At 27.7% G+C, this 1708-nt stretch carries 1 protein-coding gene; it reads right to left on the bottom strand.

Going from position 1 to position 1708, the window contains the following annotated elements; all coding sequences use genetic code 11:
- Positions 1-254 precede the first annotated feature (254 nt).
- On the bottom strand, positions 255-1556 hold the full coding sequence (gene brnQ / locus NSA58_RS19815) for a branched-chain amino acid transport system II carrier protein (RefSeq protein ID WP_039678937.1): 1302 nt from the start codon (positions 1554-1556) through the stop codon (positions 255-257).
- Between the last annotated feature and the right edge of the window lie 152 nt (positions 1557-1708).

Genomic DNA, 1708 nt, shown 5'->3' with positions numbered 1-1708 from the left:
ATTAATTTTTATTTAAAACAGTTTTCTATTACTAACCATATCATTTTCTTCTATTATAAATTTTCATGAATTTTATATATTAATTTTTTCTATTTTTCCAAAAATTCACAATATATTTTCTTTTTAATATAAACTATAATTAGAAAACGATTGCAAGGCGATTTTTAATCAATTTTAATAGTAAAAACATTAAATAAAGCCCCTTAGACTATAAAATATAGTACTAAGAGGCTTTTATATTTAATCTATCACTACTAAGCAGTCATCTCTCCAGATTCAGAGTTCAATTTAGATCTACTTGATTTCACAAAAAATCCTATTACTGATGCAATAATTACAGGTACCACCCAGTTAAATCCTAATGAATATAATGGTAAATTATTTATTAGCGGAATCTTTACACCAAAATCACTAATTATATTCAGTATACTTATAAATAGTGCTGCATAAGTTCCAAATTTGAACACATTATCATTTTTAATAAATTCACCAAATAGTGTAAATACTACTAAAACTATTGTTGGTGGGTATACAAATGTTAATATAGGAGCTGAAAATTGTATTATTTTATCGACTCCAAAATTAGATACAACTAAACTAAATAAACATACTACTGTAACTATAGTTTCATATTTTACTTTATTATTTGTAAGTTTAGAGAAATATTGTCCAGTTGCTGATGTTAAACCTATAGCTGTTGTTAAACATGCAAGCATTACAATTATTCCTAGTATAACTTTTCCAGGGAATCCTAATAACATTTCTGTTATAGACACAATTAATCCTGCTTGTGATACATTTGATTCAAATAATCCTGATACTGTTGCACCAAGATATGTCAATCCACCGTAAACTACTAGTAATCCTGCACCTGCTACTAATCCTGCTTTAAATGTCATACTGACTTGTTCTTTCTGTTTTGTATATCCTTTGTTAGCAATACTTGTTATAATTACTGCTCCTAAAGAAACCGCTCCTAGGGCATCTAATGTTTGATATCCTTGGAATACTCCTTCAGAAAATACTCCATCTATTGTTGATGGTTGAATCTCTCCTAAAGGGTTAAATATTCCCATTCCTATTAATACTAATAATGCAATTAAAAGGGCTGGTGTTAAGTAAGATCCTATTATATCAACAACCTTTGATGGTTTTATTGTTAATAATAATGTTGCACCAAAGAATATTATTGAAAATACTATTGAATTAAAACCACTAAATATTGGTTGAATTCCCATCTCAAATGTTGTAGCTGCTGTTCTTGGTATAGCAAGAAGTGGCCCTATGCAAATCATTATTGCACATCCTAATGCAATAGATAATTTATGTCCTGCTCTTGAGAAAATTTTACCAACTTCTCCATCACATTTTGCTATTGCAAGTATTGCAAGTAATGATAAACCTACATCTGCTAATATAAATCCTGTAAATCCATTTAACCAACTGTTACCTGTTATAAGTCCTAAAAATGGCGGAAATAATAAATTTCCTGCTCCGAAAAACATTGCAAATAATGCAAATCCTACTATTATGATATCTTTATTTGTCTTATTCATTGTGACCTCCTTATTCCCCTTCCTCTTTTGTTTCATATATGTATTATATACGAAATATGTTTGAATAGTCAATAAAATTATAATTTTCTGTATATTCAAATTATAAAAAACATATAATCACTTATAATTTATATTAAAAGCAAAGTATTTTT

It is taken from the genome of Terrisporobacter muris, assembly GCF_024621905.1.
In the GTDB taxonomy this organism is placed as follows: Bacteria; Bacillota; Clostridia; order Peptostreptococcales; family Peptostreptococcaceae; genus Terrisporobacter; species Terrisporobacter muris.
The sequence above is the reverse complement of the archived record's forward strand: the minus strand, read 5'-3'. Positions and strand labels throughout refer to the sequence as shown.